The 21338-nt window shown below is 60.8% G+C and carries 18 protein-coding genes; 11 read left to right on the top strand and 7 right to left on the bottom strand.

The window, feature by feature from the left end:
- The first annotated feature begins 57 nt into the window (after positions 1-57).
- Complete coding sequence (locus AC1RDQ_RS20115) at positions 58-582, top strand: DUF6586 family protein (protein ID WP_057715652.1); 525 nt, start codon at positions 58-60, stop codon at positions 580-582.
- 94 nt (positions 583-676) lie between these two features.
- A complete protein-coding gene (locus tag AC1RDQ_RS20110) occupies positions 677-910 on the top strand; it encodes a hypothetical protein (protein ID WP_046041430.1) in 234 nt (77 codons plus the stop codon).
- 92 nt (positions 911-1002) lie between these two features.
- Here AC1RDQ_RS20110 and sulA read toward each other — a convergent pair whose 3' ends face one another.
- Both sulA and lexA read right to left on the bottom strand, forming a co-directional pair.
- Positions 1003-1479, bottom strand: a complete 477-nt coding sequence (gene sulA, locus AC1RDQ_RS20105) for an SOS-induced cell division inhibitor SulA (protein ID WP_007991406.1) — start codon at positions 1477-1479, stop codon at positions 1003-1005.
- A 10-nt stretch (positions 1480-1489) separates the two neighbouring features.
- Positions 1490-2098, bottom strand: a complete 609-nt coding sequence (lexA, locus tag AC1RDQ_RS20100) for a transcriptional repressor LexA (RefSeq protein ID WP_007995278.1) — start codon at positions 2096-2098, stop codon at positions 1490-1492.
- A 229-nt stretch (positions 2099-2327) separates the two neighbouring features.
- Here lexA and AC1RDQ_RS20095 point away from each other — a divergent pair, with 229 nt between their 5' ends.
- The 3 genes from AC1RDQ_RS20095 to AC1RDQ_RS20085 all read left to right on the top strand — a co-directional run bounded on the left by AC1RDQ_RS20095 (position 2328) and on the right by AC1RDQ_RS20085 (position 4954).
- Positions 2328-3035, top strand: coding sequence for a TetR/AcrR family transcriptional regulator (locus tag AC1RDQ_RS20095; protein ID WP_056857021.1), 708 nt, complete (start codon positions 2328-2330; stop codon positions 3033-3035).
- A gap of 158 nt (positions 3036-3193) precedes the next feature.
- Entirely contained in the window at positions 3194-4204 is a 1011-nt protein-coding gene (gene nagZ / locus AC1RDQ_RS20090) for a beta-N-acetylhexosaminidase (RefSeq protein ID WP_007974039.1), read from the top strand.
- 12 nt (positions 4205-4216) lie between these two features.
- Positions 4217-4954 carry an S-methyl-5'-thioinosine phosphorylase gene (locus AC1RDQ_RS20085; protein ID WP_095965243.1) on the top strand — a complete coding sequence of 246 codons (738 nt, stop codon included), beginning with the start codon at positions 4217-4219 and terminating at the stop codon, positions 4952-4954.
- 145 nt (positions 4955-5099) lie between these two features.
- On the opposite strand, the gene AC1RDQ_RS20080 is transcribed toward AC1RDQ_RS20085, so the two are convergent.
- From AC1RDQ_RS20080 to mfd, 3 genes are read right to left on the bottom strand one after another with little or no spacing between them, the layout of a single operon-like run.
- Complete coding sequence (locus tag AC1RDQ_RS20080; protein WP_349736682.1) at positions 5100-7793, bottom strand: SNF2-related protein; 2694 nt, start codon at positions 7791-7793, stop codon at positions 5100-5102.
- Positions 7794-7799: 6 nt separating this feature from the next.
- Entirely contained in the window at positions 7800-8378 is a 579-nt protein-coding gene (locus AC1RDQ_RS20075) for a CsiV family protein (protein ID WP_492587960.1), read from the bottom strand.
- Positions 8379-8388: 10 nt separating this feature from the next.
- A complete protein-coding gene (mfd, locus tag AC1RDQ_RS20070) occupies positions 8389-11838 on the bottom strand; it encodes a transcription-repair coupling factor (protein ID WP_349736681.1) in 3450 nt (1149 codons plus the stop codon).
- A gap of 363 nt (positions 11839-12201) precedes the next feature.
- Here mfd and AC1RDQ_RS20065 point away from each other — a divergent pair, with 363 nt between their 5' ends.
- From AC1RDQ_RS20065 to sthA, 3 genes are all read left to right on the top strand, one after another.
- Entirely contained in the window at positions 12202-13665 is a 1464-nt protein-coding gene (locus tag AC1RDQ_RS20065; protein WP_090454111.1) for a glyceraldehyde-3-phosphate dehydrogenase, read from the top strand.
- Positions 13666-13960: 295 nt separating this feature from the next.
- Entirely contained in the window at positions 13961-14998 is a 1038-nt protein-coding gene (locus tag AC1RDQ_RS20060) for an FAD:protein FMN transferase (RefSeq protein WP_492587959.1), read from the top strand.
- Between the two features lie 207 nt (positions 14999-15205).
- A complete protein-coding gene (sthA, locus tag AC1RDQ_RS20055) occupies positions 15206-16600 on the top strand; it encodes a Si-specific NAD(P)(+) transhydrogenase (RefSeq protein ID WP_007984277.1) in 1395 nt (464 codons plus the stop codon).
- Positions 16601-16642: 42 nt separating this feature from the next.
- Here sthA and AC1RDQ_RS20050 read toward each other — a convergent pair whose 3' ends face one another.
- Both AC1RDQ_RS20050 and AC1RDQ_RS20045 read right to left on the bottom strand, forming a co-directional pair.
- Positions 16643-17365, bottom strand: a complete 723-nt coding sequence (locus AC1RDQ_RS20050; protein ID WP_218496690.1) for a glycerophosphodiester phosphodiesterase — start codon at positions 17363-17365, stop codon at positions 16643-16645.
- Positions 17366-17379: 14 nt separating this feature from the next.
- The gene (locus AC1RDQ_RS20045; protein WP_150812437.1) at positions 17380-17961 is read right to left on the bottom strand and encodes a PilZ domain-containing protein; all 582 of its coding nucleotides are present in this window, start codon (positions 17959-17961) and stop codon (positions 17380-17382) included.
- Between the two features lie 94 nt (positions 17962-18055).
- Between AC1RDQ_RS20045 and AC1RDQ_RS20040 the strand changes: the two genes are divergently transcribed.
- From AC1RDQ_RS20040 to AC1RDQ_RS20030, 3 genes are all read left to right on the top strand, one after another.
- Complete coding sequence (locus AC1RDQ_RS20040) at positions 18056-19306, top strand: lipoprotein-releasing ABC transporter permease subunit (protein WP_102668916.1); 1251 nt, start codon at positions 18056-18058, stop codon at positions 19304-19306.
- Between the two features lie 7 nt (positions 19307-19313).
- Positions 19314-19997, top strand: coding sequence for a lipoprotein-releasing ABC transporter ATP-binding protein LolD (gene lolD, locus AC1RDQ_RS20035; protein ID WP_173677889.1), 684 nt, complete (start codon positions 19314-19316; stop codon positions 19995-19997).
- 66 nt (positions 19998-20063) lie between these two features.
- On the top strand, positions 20064-21308 hold the full coding sequence (locus tag AC1RDQ_RS20030; RefSeq protein WP_090454120.1) for a lipoprotein-releasing ABC transporter permease subunit: 1245 nt from the start codon (positions 20064-20066) through the stop codon (positions 21306-21308).
- Positions 21309-21338 lie beyond the last annotated feature (30 nt).

Below are 21338 nucleotides of genomic sequence, written 5' to 3'. Positions count from 1 at the left end.
ATCCATGACACTGTCAAACCTGCGTGAAGCAATTATTTCGTTGTGGAGGCTGCCGTCATGGCCCACGAACTGTACACCCGCACCAATCAGAAGATTTATTTCGCCGGCTTGTCGCTCGAAGCGCTGGCCCGCACTGAAGAGGGGCGGGCGATGAATTCGCTGGCGCTGATCCAGGCTGGGCGCGAATCCGCGCTGTTTCATCTGTACGGCGCGCTGCTGGGCCTGTGTCACGAGATCGCCGGTTTCTATCGCTTGCCTCAGGCCAATGCACCCCGTGCAGAGTTGTTGCTGACTCGCGAAGTGCTGGACACCATCGCCATTCCGGAAATGGCTGAGCTGGTCGAGCTGGCCAATAACCCGGAAACCTGGCTGGCCAAGTTGTTGGCTGCCCATGCTGCGTTGTTTCAGCCGCCGCGCGCGCCCCACAAGCCGAAAGGGGACGTGACCCAGCCACTGATTCAGGCTGTCAATCTGGATGAAGAGGAGGCGCCGCAAGAGCTGAGTCGGGAAGAGCTGGAGAGTTGGCGTCAGAACCTGAAGGGGTTGGCGATCCGCTTTCGCGAAGGCCTGAACGAGTGCTGACAGAAACAGTTTTGGGATGGCATCTGGTCAAGATCCCGAGCGAAGCCTGGCCGATGCCTATATAATCCCCGCCTTTCGTGGAGAACAGTCCTTTATGCCAACGTCCTTTCTAGAAATTGTCGAGTTACCAGACGGCCGTATCGAGCTGCGCAGGGCCGAGGACGAGGGTTCTCTGGTTACTTTGGATTTCTCCGAGGACGCCAAGGCATTCCTGCAAGGGCAGCACGTGGAAGTCGCCAAGGCGATGTTGAGCGTCGGTGTTCAGATGGCCGGTCGCCTGGTTGAAGGCGAATTCGACAAGGAAGAGGGGTCGCGGGTTCTTCATTGACCGCCGCCTGTCGTTTTTCCTGATGTCGTTACTCATCGGCTTCTCTGTCCCTGGAGAAGCCTTGCGCGGTGAATCACGCGTTTGTCCGCCGGTTAACCCAGTCGAATATTCAGGCTCTGAGCGTCCCCGGTACGGGCGGCGCTGATCAGTTGTTGTCGCGATTGGGGGCTCAGCGGGTTGATCCAGCTGACCACCGTGTGGCTACGACCCAGGCGCAGGGCTTCGCAAGTCAGTTGCTGGGCGCTCTGGGTGCCCCGGGGTTGCAGCAGCAGAATGCGCTCGCGGTTAAGGCCGGCATCTCGCAGCCAGGCTTGAGTCAGGCTGGCGGGTGGCGCGATCAGTGTCAGCCAGCGTGCGTCCTGGTCCTGGCTCAATTCCCTGAGGATCGGTGCCAGAAGGCTCAGGCAGTTCCCGGCTGCACCACGCAGTGACAGCTCGCTGAAAACGTCAGGTTCGGCGCTCCAGGGGGACTCGACTACGTCTTTCAGGATCGGCGCCAATGGCTGTGCCATGAACGCTTCGAACAACGGCAGTTGGGTTTGCTGTGGTGATGTCTGTGGGAACTGCATGGTGCCTCCTTTAGCGGCGAATGACGCCGACACTCAAGCCTTCGATCACCAGTTCCTGGTCTTGAAGGTTCACTTCAATAGGGGCGAACTCGGGGTTCTCGGCGATCAGCCAGACTTTGCTGCCGTCACGCTTGAAGCGCTTGACGGTCACTTCGTCGCCGATCCGCGCAACGACGATCTGGCCGTTACGGGCTTCGCGGGTGGTGTGGACCGCCAGCAGGTCGCCGTCGAAAATGCCGATATCCTTCATGCTCATCCCATGGACGCGCAGCAGGTAGTCGGCGCGCGGATGGAAGAAGGCGGGATTGATGTTGCAGGACTCTTCGATGTGTTGCTGCGCAAGAATCGGGGCGCCGGCTGCTACCCGGCCAATGATCGGCAGGGTGGAATCGTCGGCCTTGGCTTCGAAGCCGGGAATGCGGATGCCGCGGGAGGCGCCAGGCGTCATCTCGATTGCACCCTTGCGGGCCAGTGCCTTGAGGTGTTCTTCCGCCGCATTGGGTGACTTGAAACCCAGTTCCTGAGCGATTTCCGCGCGGGTGGGTGGATACCCGTTGTCTTCTAGGCAGCGCTTGATGAAGGCCAGAATCTCTGCTTGTCGTGGCGTCAGCTTTAGCATATCGATCGCTCTGTTTTTTTATACAGTGACTGGGATTATATACAGTAAGTCGGTCTTGGCAATGCTCCATTTTTCAGTCGCCGCCGGACGGTCAAACAGCCGATGGATTGAAGCTTTGCCGTTGTGTGGTTAAATGTCTGACCGACCATTCCCGAAACGAACTGCCAGACTTGACAATGCACAGGCTGAAACGTATGTTTCAAACAAGTGTTTGTCAGGCGGAGTAGCCATGGCCCAGTCGGAAACCGTTGAACGCATTCTTGATGCCGCCGAGCAGTTGTTCGCGGAAAAAGGTTTCGCCGAAACCTCGTTGCGTCTGATCACCAGCAAGGCGGGTGTCAACCTGGCAGCGGTGAACTATCACTTCGGTTCGAAGAAGGCGTTGATTCAAGCGGTTTTCTCGCGGTTCCTCGGGCCATTCTGCATCAGCCTCGATAAAGAGCTGGAGCGGCGTCAGGCCAAGCCTGAAAACAAGCCGACACTCGAAGAGTTGCTGGAAATCCTCGTCGAGCAGGCACTGGTGGTGCAGCCGCGCAGTGGCAACGACCTGTCTATCTTCATGCGTTTGCTGGGACTGGCGTTCAGTCAGAGCCAGGGGCACTTGCGTCGTTATCTGGAAGACATGTACGGCAAGGTGTTTCGCCGCTACATGATGCTGGTCAACGAAGCAGCGCCACGTATTCCACCTATCGAACTGTTCTGGCGCGTGCACTTCATGCTGGGTGCGGCGGCGTTCAGCATGTCCGGTATCAAGGCCTTGCGCGCGATTGCCGAAACCGATTTCGGCGTGAACACCTCGATCGAGCAGGTCATGCGCCTGATGGTGCCGTTCCTGGCTGCCGGCATGCGCGCCGAATCCGGCGTTACCGACACGGCCATGGCCACGGCCCAGTTGCGTCCACGTAGCAAATCGACACCGGTTGCCGCCAAGGTTTAACCGCACACGGGTGGGCGCGGCAGCTGACATCCGCTAAGCTAGCCGCCCATGCCGACTCTCGTTCTGAACCCGTTTCCCATTGAAATCGCCGACCTGCCGGGCACAGCGTCTTGCGGCGAATTCGTGTGGGCCGGGTTTTCTGTTATCAAGGAATTTCTATGACTGCTGGCTTGCAAGGCTCGTTGATGGTGGACGTCGCCGGTACCTGGCTGACGGCTGAAGATCGCCAATTGTTGCGCCAGCCCGAAGTGGGTGGTCTGATCATCTTTGCCCGCAACATCGAGCATCCGCGTCAAGTGCGCGAGCTGAGTGCGGCCATTCGCGCCATTCGTCCCGATCTGCTGTTGGCGGTTGATCAAGAGGGCGGCCGCGTGCAACGCCTGCGCCAGGGATTCGTGCGATTGCCCGCCATGCGCGCCATTGCCGACAACCCGAACGCCGAATACCTGGCCGAGCAATGCGGCTGGATCATGGCCACCGAAGTGTTGGCCGTTGGCCTGGACCTGAGCTTTGCCCCGGTGCTGGACCTGGATTACCAGCGCAGCGCCGTTGTTGGCACCCGTTCGTTCGAAGGTGATCCCGAGCGCGCAGCCTTGCTCGCGGGTGCATTCATCCGCGGGATGAACAGCGCCGGGATGGCCGCCACCGGCAAGCACTTCCCCGGCCACGGCTGGGCTGAAGCGGATTCTCACGTCGCGATTCCCAACGACGAACGCAGCCTCGACGAGATCCGTGCCAATGACCTGGTGCCGTTTGCCAGGCTGAGCAAGCAACTGGCCGCGGTCATGCCGGCCCACGTCATTTATCCACAAGTCGATTCCCAGCCCGCCGGCTTCTCCCGCCGCTGGTTGCAGGACATCCTGCGTGGCGAATTGCAGTTCGATGGCGTGATCTTCAGTGACGACCTGTCCATGGCGGGCGCTCACGTGGTCGGCGATGCTGCAAGCCGTATCGAAGCGGCGCTGACTGCCGGTTGCGACATGGGCCTGGTGTGCAACGACCGTGCGGCCGCCGAACTGGCCCTGAGCGCTGCCCAGCGTCTGAAGGTCAAGCCTTCCGAGCGCATTGCGCGGATGCGCGGCCAGTCGTTTGCCAGCACCGAATACCGTCAAGATCCGCGCTGGCTGGCCGCTGTCGGCGCGCTCAAAGAAGCTCAATTGATTGATTAAGGACTGTTCGTTATGACGGTTTACGCGATTATCGGTGGCACTGGCCTGACTCAACTCGAAGGCCTGAGCATTCGCCAGTCACTGGCAGTGGACACGCCTTATGGCGCACCTTCGGCCGACGTTCAGATCGGCGAGTATGCCGGCAAGGAAGTACTGTTCCTCGCGCGTCACGGTCATCCCCATCGTTTTCCACCGCATCAGGTCAACTACCGCGCCAACCTCTGGGCGCTGAAGCAGGCCGGTGCCGAAGCCATCCTGGCGGTCAACGCCGTGGGCGGCATCCATGCCGCGATGGGCACCGGGCATTTCTGCGTGCCGCATCAGTTGATCGACTACACCAGCGGTCGTGAGCACACCTACTTTGCCGATGACCTGGAGCACGTCACCCATATCGACTTCAGCTACCCCTACAGCGAGCCATTGCGTCAGCAACTGATTGCTGCATTGGCGGCGGAAGGCGTGGGCTACAGCAGTCATGGCGTGTATGCCTGCACTCAAGGGCCGCGCCTGGAGACAGTGGCTGAAATCGCCCGGCTGGAACGCGATGGCTGCGACATCGTCGGCATGACCGGTATGCCGGAAGCCGCCTTGGCCCGCGAGCTGGAACTCGATTACGCCTGTCTGGCGCTGGTGGTGAACCCGGCGGCGGGCAAGTCGACGGCGGTGATCACCATGGTCGAGATCGAGCAGGCGTTGCATGACGGCATGGGCAAGGTGAAGTCGACGCTGGCGAGGGTGCTCAAGGGCTGAGTCCCGCTTGATACCGAGTTGACTTCATCGCGAGCAAGCTCGCTCCCACAGTGTCCGCGTCTTTTGCGGACACCTCTGAATCTGTGGGAGCGACGGTGCGGCGATCCGACTTGCTCGCGATGGCGGATTAAAAACGCCACAGATCTCAACGTTTTTCGAGGTTTTCCGGCAGCGGCGCAAACAGCGCCTCGATATCATCGCTCTGCAGTTTCCAGTCCCCGGCCTTGCGCCCATCCAATACGCCGGCCGCGAGGTCGGATTTTTCCTTTTGCAGGTGCTGAATCTTTTCTTCCACCGTTCCGCGCGCGATCAGTTTGTAGACGAACACCGGCTTCTCCTGGCCGATGCGATACGCACGGTCGGTCGCCTGGTTTTCCGTCGCCGGGTTCCACCACGGGTCGTAATGAATCACCGTGTCCGCTTCGGTCAGGTTCAGGCCAACGCCACCGGCCTTCAGGCTGATCAGAAAAATCTGACGCTTGCCGCTCTGGAATTCCTTCACCGGTGTGCGGCGGTCGCGGGTCTGGCCGGTCAACAGAGCGTAGGCCACGCCGCGCTTGTTCAGTTCGTCTTCGATCAGTGACAGCATTGAAGTGAACTGCGAGAACAGCAGGATCCGCCGACCTTCCTCGAACAATTCCTCGAGCATTTCCATCAGGCTATCGAGCTTGCCTGACGTGCTGCCACGGCTTGGCAGGGTCGCCTCGTTGACCAGGCGCAAATCGCAGCACACCTGTCGCAACTTGAGCAGGGCTTCAAGAATGATGATCTGGCTGCGGGCCACGCCTTTGCGGGTGATCTCGTCGCGGACTTTCTTGTCCATGGCCAGGCGCATGGTTTCGTACACGTCGCGCTGGGCCTCATTGAGTTCGACCCAGTGGATGATCTCGGTTTTCGGTGGCAACTCGGTGGCAACCTGTTCCTTGGTGCGGCGCAGCAGGAAAGGTTTGATCCGGCCGTTGAGGTGCTGGAGCCTGACCTCGCTGGTGCGTTTTTCAATCGGCACGCGGTAATCGCGGTTGAAGCTTTTGACGTCGCCCAGCCAGCCGGGCAACAGGAAGTGAAACAGCGACCAGAGTTCACCGAGATGGTTTTCCAGCGGCGTGCCACTCAGGCACAGGCGCTGCCGGGCATTGAGCTCGCGGGCAGCCTGGGCGGCCTTGCTGGTCGGGTTCTTGATGTATTGCGCTTCGTCCAGCACCAGTATGTGCAAGGGCTGCGCCGCCAGGCGTTCGACATCCTTGGGCAGCAGCGCATAGGTGGTCAGGATCAGATCGTAGTCGGCCAGCTTGTCGAAGTGCTTTTTGCGGCTGGCACCGTACAGCGCCAGTACCTTGAGCTGCGGCGTAAAGTGCGCAGCTTCGTCGAGCCAGTTGGGGATCAGGCTGGTCGGCATCACCACCATGCACGGCCGGTCGAGACGACCGGCGTTTTTCTCGCTCAGGACGTGCGCCAGTGTCTGCAGGGTTTTGCCCAGACCCATGTCATCCGCAAGGATTCCACCTACTTCCAGCTGCCGCAGCGATTGCATCCAGCTCAACCCCTCAAGCTGATACGGACGCAACGTCGCATTCAGGCCGTCCGGGGCGACGGCCGTGTGGTCCTTGATGTCGCGCAGGCGCTGGGCAAAGGTGCGGATCTGTTCGCCACCCTCCCAGAGCAGTGGCATGTCTTCCAGTGGGTTCAGGCGTGTGGCATCGGCCTTGCTCAGGCGCAGCGTGGTGTCGCCGGGCTCCTGCAGGTAGAACTCGCCGAGGGTGGCCAGCACCGGTTTCAAGCGGCCGAAGGGCAGGGCGACTTGCAGCGGGCCGTGTCCGGAGTTCGGGCGATTGGGGATATTGACCAGGATCAGCTCGTCGTCGCGGCGTCGGGCAAGGCGCTCCGGGTTGAGGATTTCGGTGTGGGAGCGCATCAGATTGAGCAGGATCGGCAACAGGCTCAGGCGTTCGCCGTTGACGATGATCCCCAGTTCCAGGTCGAACCAGTCTCGCTCCGGTGCCTGGTCGACCGTGGCGTACCAGTCGTCTACCGCCGTCAGGTCGAAACCGAAGTCCTCGTCGATCTGCAGTTCCCAGCCCTGGGTGCGCAACTTCGGCAGTTCATTGAGGGTAAAGGTCAGCCAGGCGCTGTCATTGACCATCTCGAACAGCTCGCCGGCACTTTCCGGCAGGGCCTTGCTTTGCCGGGTGGCGATTTTGAAACCGAGGATTCGCAGTTGCTCTCGGTAGGACTGTTCCACTTCCGGGTGGCGTTTGATCCGCAGCGTCTGGGTTTCCTGACGAATCAGGATGTCGGTGTTTTTCTGCCCGGAAACGTACTCGTCCAGGTAACTGAAAGACAGCGCCGCGCGATGCTGGATGTAACGCTGCATTCGACCGTTGCGCGGTTCGAACGCGCTGAACTCGATGCTGGCCAGCCACAGGCGCGGAACGGGTTGCACATTGTCCACCAGCACTTGCGGCGGTGCTTTCGGACTGCGGTTTTCCAGGACTGCCTGGAGTTTTTCCAGGAGTTCGGCATCTTTGGCGGCAGCGGGGTAGTCGAGGGTTTCCTGCACTTGCAGGAGCACCGCCGCGCAATGTTTGCAGTTGCTGTGGACCGGGCAGGAGCAGGTGGCGTCGACCATCAGCAGAGTGCCCTTGGCTGACTCGCGCAGGCGAATGGTCTGACGGTAAACGTTACCGCCCGAGCCTTCACACGCGGCGACGATGGTTGCGTCGCCGGCTTCGACGATCCTGACACGATTCTCCAGCGCATAGCGGCGGCCACGCTCCAGGCTCTGTTCCTTGAATCGGCTGACCCAGGACGGTGCCAGGGGTTTGCTCAGGGTCGCGGACATTGGGAATCAGTCCGGAATTTCTTCGGGAGCTGCTCGGGGGGCGGGGGCGGTCAGCGAGGTGATCTTGATCAGCAGGCCGAGGTGGCCGTTGTCGAGGAAGTTCAATTGGCCGTTTTTGGTGTGGCTTTCCTGTTTCAAGCGCTCGCTGGCGGTCACCATGCCATTGGCATCGATCTGGTTGACCCAGAAATCGGCGTCGACGTCGGTAAAGCGCCCCAGTTTCATGTTCAGTGTGCCCTCGATCGGGTACTGACCATACTGTTCCTTGCCGTCGCTGATCGCCACTTTGCTGGCGGTTTCGCCGAGGGGCTGTTGCCAGGCCTTGTGCAGCAACACCGTGTAATCGGCGCTGTTGGTGAGTTTTTCCACCTCGCCATTGAGGCTTGGCGTGCGCAGGCTGTCGGGGCTGACCGGTTGGGCGCCAGCGGCCCAGTCTTCCGGCGCGGCGCGGCTGACGATTGCCGGTACGGCGTTTTGACGGACCAGAATCATTTCGACCTGATACAGGTCATCGGCATATGCCGTGGGTGCGACCAGCGCTGGCATCAGCAGGGTCAACAGGGTCAGTGAGCGAAACAGGCGCATGCGGCGTCCTTCAAGCAGTTTTCGGAACGAGGCGCTCGAAAAGCGCCTCTACAGTATTAAAGCGCTCTTCCGGGCGCTCCATCGGAACCATGAATTTGAACATCGTGGCACCTTCGAATTTGTAGCGTTTTGGCTGGCTCTGGATCAGTTTGATCAGGGTCAACGGGTCGACCGGCGTCTGTGCGGCGAACTCGACGCGACCGCCTTGGGGGCCGCCATCGACTTTCTTGATGCCCAGTTGCTCGGCCTGCAATTTCAATGCAGTGATGCGGATCAGGTTCTTGGTCGGTTCCGGCAGCAGGCCGAAACGGTCGATCATCTCCACCTGCAAATCCTTGAGGCCGTCCTCGTCGGTGGCCGAGGCAATGCGCTTGTAGAGAATCAGGCGAGCGTGGACATCCGGCAGGTAGTCTTCCGGGATCAACGCCGGTACCCGCAAGTTGACTTCCGGACCGCCGCCAAGCGGTTGATCGAGGTTTGGCTGCTCGCCCTTGCGGATCGACTTCACCGCGCGCTCGAGCATTTCCATGTACAGCGTGAAGCCGACGGCCTGAATCTGCCCGCTCTGGCCGTCGCCGAGCAGTTCGCCGGCGCCACGGATTTCCAGGTCGTTGGTGGCAAGCACGAAGCCCGCGCCGAGGTCCTGGGTGTTGGCAATTGCTTCCAGGCGCTTTTCCGCGTCCGGGGTGATTTGCTGGCGTGGCGGCGTCAGCAGGTAGGCGTACGCCTGGTGGTGGCTGCGTCCGACCCGACCGCGCAACTGGTGCAACTGTGCCAGGCCGAACTTGTCGGCACGCTCGATGATAATGGTGTTGGCGCTCGGTACGTCGATGCCGGTCTCGATGATGGTCGAGGCAATCAGCACGTTGAAGCGCTTGTGGTAGAAGTCGCTCATCACCTGTTCGAGTTCGCGTTCGCGCATCTGCCCGTGGCCGATGCCGATCCGTGCTTCCGGCACCAGTTCGGCCAGATCGGCAGCGCATTTCTCGATGGTCTTCACGTCGTTGTGCAGGTAGTAGACCTGGCCGCCACGCAGCAACTCACGCAGCAAGGCCTCTTTGACCGTGCTCTTGTTCTGCTCCATGACGAAGGTGCGTACCGACAGGCGACGGGCCGGCGGCGTGGCGATGATCGACAGGTCGCGCATGCCCGACACCGCCATGTTCAGCGTGCGCGGAATCGGCGTGGCGGTTAGGGTCAGGATGTCGACTTCGCTGCGCAGGGCCTTGAGCTGTTCTTTCTGACGGACACCGAAACGGTGCTCTTCGTCGATGATCACCAGCCCGAGGTTTTTGATCTTCACGTCGTCCTGCAGCAGCTTGTGCGTGCCGATGACGATGTCGATCTTGCCTTCGGCCAGGTCTGCGACCGCTGCATTCACTTCCTTGGCCGACTTGAAGCGGCTCATCACTTCCACGCTCACCGGCCAGTCGGCAAAGCGGTCGCGGAAGCTGTTGTAGTGCTGCTGGGCGAGCAGGGTGGTCGGCACCAGAATCGCCACCTGGCGACCGCCGTGCACCGCAATGAACGCGGCGCGCATTGCCACTTCGGTCTTGCCGAAGCCGACGTCGCCGCACACCAGGCGATCCATCGGCTTGGGCGCAAGCATGTCTTCGCGCACCGCTTCGATGGTGGTTTGCTGGTCCGGGGTTTCTTCGAACGGGAAACCGGCACTGAACGTGGCGTAGTCGGCCTTCGGATCGGCGAAAGCGTAGCCTTCGCGGGCAGCGCGACGTGCATAGATGTCGAGCAACTCGGCGGCCACGTCACGCACCTGTTCGGCGGCTTTGCGCTTGGCTTTCTGCCAGGTCTCAGAGCCCAGGCGATGCAACGGGGCCAGGGCATCGTCGCTGCCGGTGTAGCGGGCGATCAGGTGCAGGTTGGCCACCGGCACATAAAGCTTGGCGCCTTCGGCGTATTCCAGGGCGAGGAATTCAGCGGTCTGGCTGTCGATTTCCAGGGTCGCCAGGCCCAGGTAGCGGCCGACACCGTGGTCGATGTGCACCACCGGCGCACCTTCGCGCAGCTCGGTGAGGTTCTTGATGACGGCATCGTTGTTGGCATCGGCGCGTTTTTCGCGGCGACGGCGCTGCATCACGCGCTGGCCGAACAGCGGGCTTTCGGCGACGAGGGCCAGGGCCGGGTCATCGAGCAGCAAGCCTTCGTCGAGCGGGGCGATGGTGATCGCCAGCCGTTCCTTGCCGGCGACAAAGTCCGGCCAGCTGTCGACGGTTTTCGGTCGCAGCTTCAGGCGTTCCAGCAGCTCCAGCAACACTTCGCGGCGGCCTGCCGATTCGGCGGTAAACAACACGCGACCGGGGAATTCGTCGAGGAAGCCAGCCAGTGCCGCTAATGGCTGGGTGGCCTTGGCTTCGATGGCCAGGTTCGGCAGTTCTCGAGCCGGGAAGCGCTCGCGGCCGCCACCGCTTTCAATGTCCTGTTGGCTGGCCACTACGCGCGGCCAGTTCTTCAGGCGCGCGAAGCAGTCTTCCACTGGAAGGAACAACTCGGCTGGCGGTAATAAAGGACGGGAAGGATCGACACGGCGTTCTTCATAGCGATTGCGCACATCGTTCCAGAAATTCTCGGCGGCCTGTTCGATGCCCGGCAGGGAAAACACTTGCGTGTCCTGTGGCAGGTAATCGAATAGCGTCGAGGTTTCTTCGAAGAACAATGGCAGGTAGTACTCGATACCGGCCGGGGTGATCCCGCTGTTCAAGTCCTGGAAGATAGGGCAGCGACGGAAATCGACATCGAAGCGCTCGCGAAAACGCGCCTTGAAGCGGGTCACGGCTTCTTTCTCCAGCGGGAACTCCTTGGCCGGCAGCAGTTTGACCGAGTCGACCTTGTCGATGGAGCGTTGATTCTCCGGGTCGAAGGTGCGCAGGGTTTCGATTTCGTCGTCGAACAGGTCGATGCGGTATGGAAGTTTGCTGCCCATCGGGAACAGGTCGATCAACGAGCCGCGGACCGTGAACTCGCCATGCTCGTACACGGTATCGACATAGCGATAACCGGTGGCTTCAAGCCGGGTGCGCATTTGCTCGACGTCTAGCTTCTGGCCGACATCCAGCACCAAACTGCTGCCGAGCAGGAATTTGGTGGGCGCCAGGCGGTGCAGGGCCGTGGTGATCGGCACCACCAGCACGCCATGGCTCAGTTCCGGCAACCGGTACAGGCTGGCGATGCGCTGGGAAATGATGTCCTGGTGCGGTGAGAACAGGTCGTAGGGCAGGGTTTCCCAGTCGGGAAAGTGCAGTACGGGCAAATCCGGGGCGAAGAAAGCCAGCTCCTGTTCCAGCCGTTCGGCACTTTGGCTGTCGGCGGTCAGCAGCAGGGTAAAGCGCTTGGCAGCGCTGGCGGCCTCGGCAATGGCCAGGCTCAGGGCGGCACCGGGCAGGTTGCCCCAGTGCTGTTTACCTGCCGCGGCAGGGAGAAGCGGTAGACGCAGAACGGGCACGGAAGGTTGAGCTCCAAGCGTTGCGACAAAGTCGGTAATTGTAGCGGTCTACGATGCCGCCTGTCAGTTGCTGACTGTGTCTAAAGCACGGGTTTGGCGAAATGTAGTGGTAAAGACAAAATTCTGCGCTTTTTTACCTAAAATTAATGAATATGTAGTGGCAAAAACAACGAGTGTTACGGAGGGTTACGGATAACGAGACTTTGGCTCCAAAAAATTGACTGTGCTGAAAGCCCCGGTTTTACTGGGCTGGAGCGAGGCGTAATTTTTTTGAACGACGATTTGTTACGTAAAGCACGACGGGCGCGCATTGCTACGGCCGTCACTCGGCGGCATAATGTAGCCCCTTTTTTCTGCCCCTACATGTGGAAGGTTCCCGTGACTCAGAAGCCCGACCAGTGTCTTGGTGAATGGATCGACCGTGAAGCACTCGCAGAAGCGATGATTCCGCTTATCGGTCAGCTCTACCGCAATAACAACGTGGTGAGCTCGATCTATGGCCGCAGCCTGATCAACCGCTCGGTGATTTCGATCCTCAAAGCGCACCGCTTTGCCCGTCATCGCCAGACCGACGAAACCGAACTCTCCGTCCACGAAACATTCCCGCTACTCAAGGCGATGAGCGAGCTCAAGCTCGGTGCCGCTTCGGTAGACCTGGGCAAGCTGGCGGCCAAATACAAGGCCGAAGGCAATGGCCGTAGTGCCGAGCAGTTCGTCCGTGAAGAGATGGCCGACGTGGTTGGCCAGCAGAACGCTTCCGCCCGCAAAGGCACCGACGTTGTCCTGTACGGCTTCGGTCGTATCGGCCGTCTGCTGGCGCGCATCCTGATCGAGAAAACCGGTGGTGGCGACGGCCTGCGTCTGCGCGCCATCGTGGTCCGCAAGGGCGCCGAGAACGACCTGGTCAAACGTGCCAGCCTGCTGCGCCGTGACTCGGTCCATGGCCCGTTCGATGGCACCATCACCATTGATGAAGCCAACAACACCATCACCGCCAACGGCAACCTGATCCAGGTTATCTACGCCAAGAGCCCGGCCGAAGTCGACTACACCCAGTACGGCATCGAAAACGCTCTGATCGTCGACAACACCGGTGTATGGCGTGACGCCGATGGCCTGGGCCAGCACCTGGCTTGCCCGGGCGCTGCCCGCGTAATCCTCACCGCACCTGGCAAGGGCGCGCTGAAGAACATCGTGCACGGCATCAACCACGGCGAAATCACCCCTGACGACAAGATCATCTCGGCCGCTTCGTGCACCACCAACGCCATCGTGCCGGTGCTCAAGGCTGTGAATGACAAGTACGGCATCGTCAACGGCCACGTCGAAACCGTTCACTCGTTCACCAACGACCAGAACCTGATCGACAACTTCCACAAGGGCAGCCGTCGTGGCCGCGCCGCGCCGCTGAACATGGTAATCACCGAGACCGGTGCCGCCACTGCAGCCGCCAAGGCTCTGCCAGTGTTGAAGGGCAAGCTGACCGGTAACGCGATTCGCGTTCCTACGCCGAACGTGTCGATGGCTATCCTGAACCTGAACCTGGAAAAGGCCACCACTCGCGAAGAGATCAACGAGTACCTGCGCCAGATGGCCATGCACTCGGATCTGCACAAGCAGATCGACTACGTCAGCTCCCAGGAAGTGGTTTCCACCGACTTCGTTGGCTCGCGCCACGCAGGCGTAGTGGACGCTGAAGCGACCATCACCCAGGATAACCGCGTTGTGCTGTACGTCTGGTACGACAACGAGTTCGGTTACAGCTGCCAGGTGGTTCGCGTGATGGAAGATATGGCCGGTGTAAACCCGCCAGCATTCCCGCGCTAAGCCTTAGCTGCACATGAAAACGCCCCGGCCTTGGTCGGGGCGTTTTTGTTTGTGCTGCTTTTGTCTGTTGGGGGATGTGTTGTTCGCACTGGCCTCATCGCGAGCAAGCTCGCTCCCACAGGGTATGGTGGTGTTTGCACGGTAGTGATCACGCCAGCTATCCAATGTGGGAGCGAGCTTGCTCGCGATAGCGGTCTGAGAGAGATATCAATGCTGAATGTGATGGCTTCTTCGCGAGCAAGCCCGCACCCACGGTTCTATCGCATAATGGCTGGCCCTGGCGGTGTGTCAGGGGATGCATTGGGGAGCTCGGAAATTGTTGATCAGGTGGCAGAGGGTGGCATTTTTGCTGCTCGGCGCACTATCAGGCTGCGGCAACGACGACACTCTGGAGAGCTTCGGCGGCCCGACCATGGGCAGCACTTATTCGATCAAGTATGTGCGCCATGCCGACCTTCCGGCGCCGGACGAAGTCCGTGTCCAGGTCGAGCAGATCCTCGCTGACATTGACCGGCAAATGTCGACCTACCGCAGCGACTCGGACATCGAGCGCTTCAATGCATTACCGGCCAACGGCTGTCAGGCAATGCCGGCGTCGATCCTCGAATTGGTCCGCGTGGGCGAGCAACTGTCAGCGCAAAGCGACGGTTCCTACGATTTGACGGTTGAGCCGTTGCTGAATCTCTGGGGATTTGGCCCGCAGGCCCGCGGGGAAAAAGTCCCGACCGCCGAGGCGCTCGCCGAAGCCCGCAAGCGCGTCGGCCATGAACACTTGCGCATCGATGGTGACCGGTTGTGTAAGGACGCCGCCGTGGAGGTCGACTTCAACAGCATCGCCGCCGGTTATGCGGTGGACACGATTTCCGCAAGACTCGAGGCGATGGGCATCCATGACTACCTCGCCGAGGCCACGGGTGAGCTCAAGGCGTCCGGCAAGAAAGCTGACGGCTCGCCGTGGCGCATTGCCCTGGAAGAGCCGCGGGATGACCGGCAGGTGGCGGAACGGGTCATTGTCGTCGACGGCTATGGCCTGTCCACTTCCGGCGACTACCGGAATTATTTCGAGCAGGACGCACAGCGTTTTTCCCACACCTTTGATGCCCGCACCGGTGCGCCAGTCTCACACAGCCTGGCGTCCGTCACAGTGATTCATCCTTCTGCGTTGATGGCCGATGGCTTATCGACGCTGTTGCTGATTCTCGGCCCGGAGCGCGGTTGGGACTACGCAGAAAAACACGATATCGGCGCATTTTTTGTGATTCGTGCCGATACAGGTTTCGTCACACGCAGCAGTCGCGCTTTTGAACGCATCAGTGGCAAAAAAACCGAATGATTTCGGCGATTTGAGCATTGAAAACTGGCGTTGTAGCGCAGGCAAAAGTAGCCTACGACGCGACCAAGGGTTAATGTGCGCGGCGTTGACGCTTCTATAGACTGTGTCCGGGTTCTGCACTGGCCCCAAATTGTTCCTTCATGCCACGCATTGGCGTGATTTAGCCGCAGGTGCCGAGGGTACCGCGGCCTGTTCTGAGGAGTACGCATGGCTGTCTACAACTACGACGTGGTGGTGTTGGGTTCCGGCCCGGCAGGGGAAGGCGCGGCAATGAACGCCGCCAAGGCAGGGCGCAAGGTGGCGATGGTCGATAGCCGTCGCCAGGTCGGCGGCAACTGCACTCACTTGGGCACCATCCCGTCCAAGGCACTGCGTCACTCGGTGCGGCAGATCATGCAATTCAACACCAACCCGATGTTCCGGGCCATTGGTGAGCCGCGCTGGTTCTCGTTCCCGGACGTGTTGAAAAGCGCCGAGAAAGTCATCTCCAAGCAAGTCGCTTCGCGTACCGGCTACTACGCCCGTAACCGCGTCGACGTATTCTTCGGCACCGGCAGCTTCGCCGACGAGCAAACCATCGAAGTGGTCTGCGCCAACGGCGTGGTCGAGAAACTGGTGGCCAAGCACATCATCATCGCCACCGGTTCGCGTCCTTATCGCCCGGCGGACATCGATTTCCACCACCCGCGTATCTACGATAGCGATACCATCCTCAGCCTCGGCCACACCCCGCGTAAACTCATCGTTTACGGCGCCGGCGTGATCGGTTGCGAATACGCCTCGATCTTCAGCGGTCTGGGTGTATTGGTTGAATTGGTGGACAACCGTGGGCAACTGCTGAGCTTCCTCGACTCGGAAATTTCCCAGGCCCTGAGTTATCACTTCAGCAACAACAACATCACGGTTCGCCACAACGAAGACTACGACCGTGTCGAAGGCGTGGACAACGGCGTGATCCTGCACCTCAAGTCTGGCAAGAAGATCAAGGCCGACGCCTTGCTCTGGTGTAACGGTCGTACCGGTAACACCGATCAGTTGGGCCTGGAAAACATCGGCGTGAAGGTCAACAGCCGTGGCCAGATCGAAGTCGACGAGGCGTACCGCACCTGCGTGCCGAACATCTACGGCGCCGGCGACGTGATCGGCTGGCCGAGCCTGGCCAGTGCCGCCCACGACCAGGGCCGTTCGGCCGCTGGCAGCATCGTCGATAACGGTAGCTGGCGCTTTGTGAATGACGTGCCGACCGGCATCTACACCATTCCGGAGATCAGCTCGATCGGCAAGAACGAGCAGGAACTGACCCAGGCCAAGGTGCCGTACGAAGTGGGCAAGGCCTTCTTCAAGAGCATGGCGCGGGCGCAGATCGCCGGCGAGCCGCAAGGCATGCTGAAGATCCTGTTCCACCGTGAAACCCTGGAAGTGCTGGGTGTTCACTGCTTCGGTTATCAGGCGTCGGAGATCGTGCACATCGGTCAGGCGATCATGAACCAGCCGGGCGAACTCAACACGTTGAAGTACTTCGTCAACACCACGTTCAACTACCCGACCATGGCCGAAGCCTATCGGGTAGCCGCGTACGACGGCCTCAACCGGCTTTTTTGACGGGCTCCGGCCGGTGGCCTGAGCCGGCCGGGGAGACCGATTTCAGCAATTCTCGAGCGTGGCGGTGGCCAAACCGGGAAAGTCTGTAATCAGGCTGTCAACGCCGAAGTCGGCGAGTCTGCGCATCAGCGCGGGCTCGTTGACGGTCCATACCGACACATGCAGCCCCTGACGTTGCGCCCTTTGCAGGCGTTCCGGCGTGCACAGGGTCCAGTTCAGCGCCAGAATCTCACAGCCATAGCTGGCGGCGACCTTCAGTGGGTCAAGCCAGGCATACTCGGCCACCAGCCCGCGGGATACGTCCGGCACCAACTCCAGCGCAGCCTTGAGCACTTCACGGGAACTCGAGGTGATGGTCACCTTGTCCATCAGGCCATGACGCTGCACCATTTCACGAATCGCCAGCACAGTGGTCGCGGCACGCATCCTTGATGCGCTTTTGACTTCCAGCTGCCAGTGGTCGAAGTCGCATTGCTCGAACAGCTGTTCCAGCGTCGGAATCGGGCATGGCTTGATCCAGCCCGGGCCACCCTTGCGTGCGTCATACGTCACAAGCTCGGCCGCCGTGTGTTCGACGACCTTGCCGCGACGGTCAGTGGTGCGCTTGAGGCTCGGGTCGTGGATGACCATCAGCTCGCCGTCCATGGACAGGTGCAGGTCCAGTTCGCAGCGACGCACGCCGTGCTTGAGACATTCCTGAAAGCTGGTCAGGGTGTTTTCCGGTGCTTCGCCCTTGGCGCCGCGATGGCCGTAGATGAGGGTCACGGTTCTTCCTTAATTTAATTGCCTGATTCGAGTTGGTCGCGGGCCAGGCGTCGTTCCTGGGCCTGCTTTTGCAAGATGTGGCGGGCCAGCAGTTGGCGTTGGGCGTCGGTCAGGTGTTCGAACTCGGTGCCGACGTCATAGCCGTCGCCCTTGCGGTCGCAATGGGTGACGCGGGCGCGCAGCAGCAGGCCCAGGGCCTGCGGCATCAGCACCAGTTTGACCGACAGGCGTGCGCCGGCGGCAATGGGCGATGGATGCTGAAAGTCGATGCCGCCTTCGGAGATGATCACCGGCTGCGGTTCGCCGATCTGCCCGAGCACGGTGATGGCGATCACCTGGCTCAGCAAGTCGATGCGTTTGTTCTGGGATTTGAGGAACGCCGCGAGGTTCCGGTCGCGTTCGCTGATCTGGCGCAACAGGTGTTGCGACTCGAATTCGCTCAGGTGCAGTTCGCTGAGCAAGTTGAAGAGCGGGGAAGCATCCTGCAACACTTCCTGGCCTGTGGCTTCAGTAGCGGACAGGGGCCGAATTTCCAGTGCGATCGTATCCTCGATACGGTAGTATTCGCGGCGATCTTCTTCATCTAATGTCGACATGGCGAACCCATGGTAGCGGCGGTGGTCTGAGTGTAAAGCTGGTTATCGACCCCCGCCACAAGGACGTTCCTTTTCCCTCCGAACAAGCCCCGACATGTTCAGACCTCTCTTCGTATTTATCGGCACGCGTTACACCCGTGCAAAGCGTCGCAATCATTTTGTGTCATTCATTTCCCTGACTTCGATGATCGGGCTCGCCCTTGGCGTGGTCGTGATGATCGTGGTGCTGTCGGTGATGAACGGCTTCGATCATGAGATGCGCACCCGCGTGCTGGGCATGGTGCCCCACGCGACCATCGAGTCCGGTGAGGCGATCAGCGATTGGCAAGGCCTGGCCGCGAAGGTCAAGCAGAACCCGCAGGTGACGGCCGTGGCGCCGTTTACGCAAATGCAGGGTTTGCTGACCAATAACGGCAAGGTCTCGAAAGTCCTGCTCAATGCCATCGACCCGGCGCAAGAGCGCCAGGTGTCGATCATCGATCAATTCATGACCCAGGGAAAACTCGACGACCTGGTGCCGGGTGAGTTCGGCATCGTCATCGGCGACAAGGCCGCGGCCAAGCTCGGTGCGGCCATCGGCGACAAGCTGACCTTCGTCGCGCCCGAAGTCACGGTGACCCCGGCCGGGATGTTCCCGCGCATGAAGCGCTTTACCGTGGTCGGCATCTTCCATGTCGGCGCCGGTGAGCTCGATGGCTATCTTGGCGTCACCAACCTGCAGGATCTGGCCCGGCTGCACCGCTGGAAACCGGATCAGGTCCAGGGCCTGCGCCTGAAGTTCGACGATCTGTTCCAGGCGCCGCGCACCGCGTGGAGCATCGCCCGCGACCTCGGCGAAGACCGCTACTACGCCCGCGACTGGACCCGCACCCACGGCAACCTGTACCAGGCGATCCGCATGGAAAAAGCCATGATCGGCCTGTTGCTGCTGCTGATCGTTGCCGTCGCTGCGTTCAACATCATTTCCACGCTGGTGATGGTGGTGAATGACAAGAAGGGCGACATCGCGATCCTGCGCACGCTGGGCGCCACACCGGGCACGATCATGCGCACGTTCATGGTGCAAGGCACTGTCATCGGCGTAGTCGGTACCGCGATCGGCGCGGTGGTCGGGATCTTCGCCGCGCTGAACGTCAGCGCCGCGATCTCGGCCCTCGAAGGCCTGATCGGGCACAAGTTCCTCAACGCCGACGTGTACTTCATCGATTACCTGCCGTCGCAGGTGCAGAGCCAGGACGTCGTAATGGTCTGCTCCGCGGCGTTGGTCCTGAGTTTCCTCGCCACCCTGTATCCAGCCTGGCGTGCCGCGCGCACCCAGCCTGCGGAGGCGCTACGTTATGAGTGAGTCGGGCATGAGTGATAAAGCAATCTTGAGCTGCCGCAGCCTGGGCAAATCCTACGAGGAAGGCCCGGAATCGGTGGAAGTGTTGGCCGGCCTGCAACTGGAGTTGCACCCGGGCGAGCGTGTGGCGATTGTCGGTAAGTCGGGCTCGGGCAAAAGTACCTTGCTCAACCTGTTGGGCGGCCTCGATACACCGACCAAGGGCAGCGTCTGGCTCGACGGTGAAGAACTGTCGGCGCTGAGCGAGAAGAAACGCGGCCTGCTGCGTAATCGCGCCCTCGGCTTCGTGTATCAGTTCCACCACCTGCTGCCGGAATTCACCGCCCTGGAAAACGTCTGCATGCCGCTGCTGATCGGCAAGACCGCGATCCCCGAAGCGCGTCAGCGTGCCACGGCGTTGCTGGAGCGGGTAGGGCTGGGTCATCGCCTGGAGCACAAGCCGGCCGAACTGTCCGGTGGTGAGCGTCAGCGCGTGGCCATCGCCCGCGCCCTGGTGAACAACCCGGGCCTGGTGATGCTCGACGAGCCGACCGGCAACCTCGATTCCCACACCGCCCAGGGGATCCAGGACTTGATGCTGGAGCTCAGCACCTCGATGCGCACGGCGTTCCTGGTGGTGACCCACGACATGAACCTCGCCCGCCAGATGGACCGCGTCCTGCACTTGCAGGAAGGTTGCCTGACTCCCATCTAACGGATTGAAACCCGACGCGACCGAAAGGTGCGTCGGGTCTTTTATTTTTATACGGTGCCCCAGCGAATGTTCAGACCGTTATCGATCTTTATCGGCACGCGCTATACCCGCGCCAAGCGCCGCAATCGCTTTGTTTCCTTCATCTCGATGACCTCGATGATCGGCCTCGCCCTCGGCGTGCTGGCGATGATCGTGGTGCTGTCGGTGATGAACGGCTTCCAGCGCGAAATGAGCTCGCGCATCCTTGGCATGGTGCCGCACGCCACCATCGTCGGCGTGAACCCGATTGACGACTGGAAGCCCGTGGCGGCGGCCGCGATGAAAAACCCGGAAGTGACGGCGGCGGTGCCGTTCACCGAGATGGAGGGCATGCTGTCCTACAAGGGCACGATGCAGCCGATCCAGGTCAGCGGTGTCGACCCGGCGCTGGAAGGCCAGGTGTCGATCGTTGCCAAGCACATCGTTCAGGGGAGCCTGGAAGCCCTGAAGCCGGGCGAATTCGGCGTGGTGATCGGGCAGATCACGGCGCGCCGCTTCCGCTTGAACGTGGGCGACAAGATCACCTTGATCGTGCCTGAGGTCAGCAATGCGCCGGGCGGCATTACCCCGCGCATGCAGCGGCTGAATGTGGTCGGCGTGTTCAAGGTCGGTGCGGAACTGGACGGCACCATGGCGCTGATCCACATGGCCGATGCCGCGCAGATGCAGCACTGGGAGCCGAATCAGGTGCAGAGCGTGCGCCTGGCGGTGAAGGACTTGTATGCCGCGCCGCAAGTGTCGAACGACATCGCCACGGGGCTGGGCGCTGCCTACAAGGCTGACGACTGGACCCACACCCAGGGCAGCCTGTTCAGCGCGATGAAGATGGAAAAAACCATGATCGGCCTGCTGTTGCTGATGATCGTCGCGGTGGCGGCGTTCAACATCATCGCGACACTGATCATGGTGGTGAACGACAAGGGTGCGGACATCGCGATCCTGCGCACCATCGGCGCCACGCCACGGCAGATCATGGCGATCTTCGTAGTGCAGGGCACGGTGATCGGCATCGTCGGCACCTTGATTGGCGGTGTATTGGGCGTGATTGCCGCACTGAACGTCAGCCAGATCGTGGGCTGGATCGAGCGGGTCAGCGGGCAGCACATCTTCAGTTCCGACGTGTACTTCGTCAGTAACCTGCCGTCTGAGCTGCAAGGCGCGGATGTGGCGCTGATCTGCACGGCGGGGTTTGTCATGAGCTTCCTGGCCACGGTTTACCCGGCCTGGCGTGCGGCGAAGATCGAGCCGGCTCATGCACTTAGATATTCGTAACCAGTAACACCGCCATCGCGAGCAAGCTCG

The organism is Pseudomonas sp. GW823-FHT02E01, from assembly GCF_058797535.1.
This window is presented reverse-complemented; position numbering and strand designations above follow the sequence as displayed.

Bases quoted from the DNA above. Each gene is read 5' to 3' on its own strand.
- AC1RDQ_RS20075 (WP_492587960.1), bottom strand. From the start codon at position 8,378: ATGCGCCTGTTTCGCTCACTGACCCTGTTGACCCTGCTGATGCCAGCG.
- sulA (WP_007991406.1), bottom strand. From the start codon at position 1,479: ATGCAGTTCCCACAGACATCACCACAGCAAACCCAACTGCCGTTGTTC.
- lexA (WP_007995278.1), bottom strand. From the start codon at position 2,098: ATGCTAAAGCTGACGCCACGACAAGCAGAGATTCTGGCCTTCATCAAG.
- AC1RDQ_RS20110 (WP_046041430.1), top strand. From the start codon at position 677: ATGCCAACGTCCTTTCTAGAAATTGTCGAGTTACCAGACGGCCGTATC.
- lolD (WP_173677889.1), top strand. From the start codon at position 19,314: ATGAGTGATAAAGCAATCTTGAGCTGCCGCAGCCTGGGCAAATCCTAC.
- AC1RDQ_RS20095 (WP_056857021.1), top strand. From the start codon at position 2,328: ATGGCCCAGTCGGAAACCGTTGAACGCATTCTTGATGCCGCCGAGCAG.
- AC1RDQ_RS20080 (WP_349736682.1), bottom strand. From the start codon at position 7,793: ATGTCCGCGACCCTGAGCAAACCCCTGGCACCGTCCTGGGTCAGCCGA.
- sthA (WP_007984277.1), top strand. From the start codon at position 15,206: ATGGCTGTCTACAACTACGACGTGGTGGTGTTGGGTTCCGGCCCGGCA.
- nagZ (WP_007974039.1), top strand. From the start codon at position 3,194: ATGACTGCTGGCTTGCAAGGCTCGTTGATGGTGGACGTCGCCGGTACC.
- AC1RDQ_RS20115 (WP_057715652.1), top strand. From the start codon at position 58: ATGGCCCACGAACTGTACACCCGCACCAATCAGAAGATTTATTTCGCC.
- AC1RDQ_RS20040 (WP_102668916.1), top strand. From the start codon at position 18,056: ATGTTCAGACCTCTCTTCGTATTTATCGGCACGCGTTACACCCGTGCA.
- AC1RDQ_RS20030 (WP_090454120.1), top strand. From the start codon at position 20,064: ATGTTCAGACCGTTATCGATCTTTATCGGCACGCGCTATACCCGCGCC.
- AC1RDQ_RS20045 (WP_150812437.1), bottom strand. From the start codon at position 17,961: ATGTCGACATTAGATGAAGAAGATCGCCGCGAATACTACCGTATCGAG.
- AC1RDQ_RS20065 (WP_090454111.1), top strand. From the start codon at position 12,202: ATGTGGAAGGTTCCCGTGACTCAGAAGCCCGACCAGTGTCTTGGTGAA.
- AC1RDQ_RS20085 (WP_095965243.1), top strand. From the start codon at position 4,217: ATGACGGTTTACGCGATTATCGGTGGCACTGGCCTGACTCAACTCGAA.
- AC1RDQ_RS20060 (WP_492587959.1), top strand. From the start codon at position 13,961: ATGCATTGGGGAGCTCGGAAATTGTTGATCAGGTGGCAGAGGGTGGCA.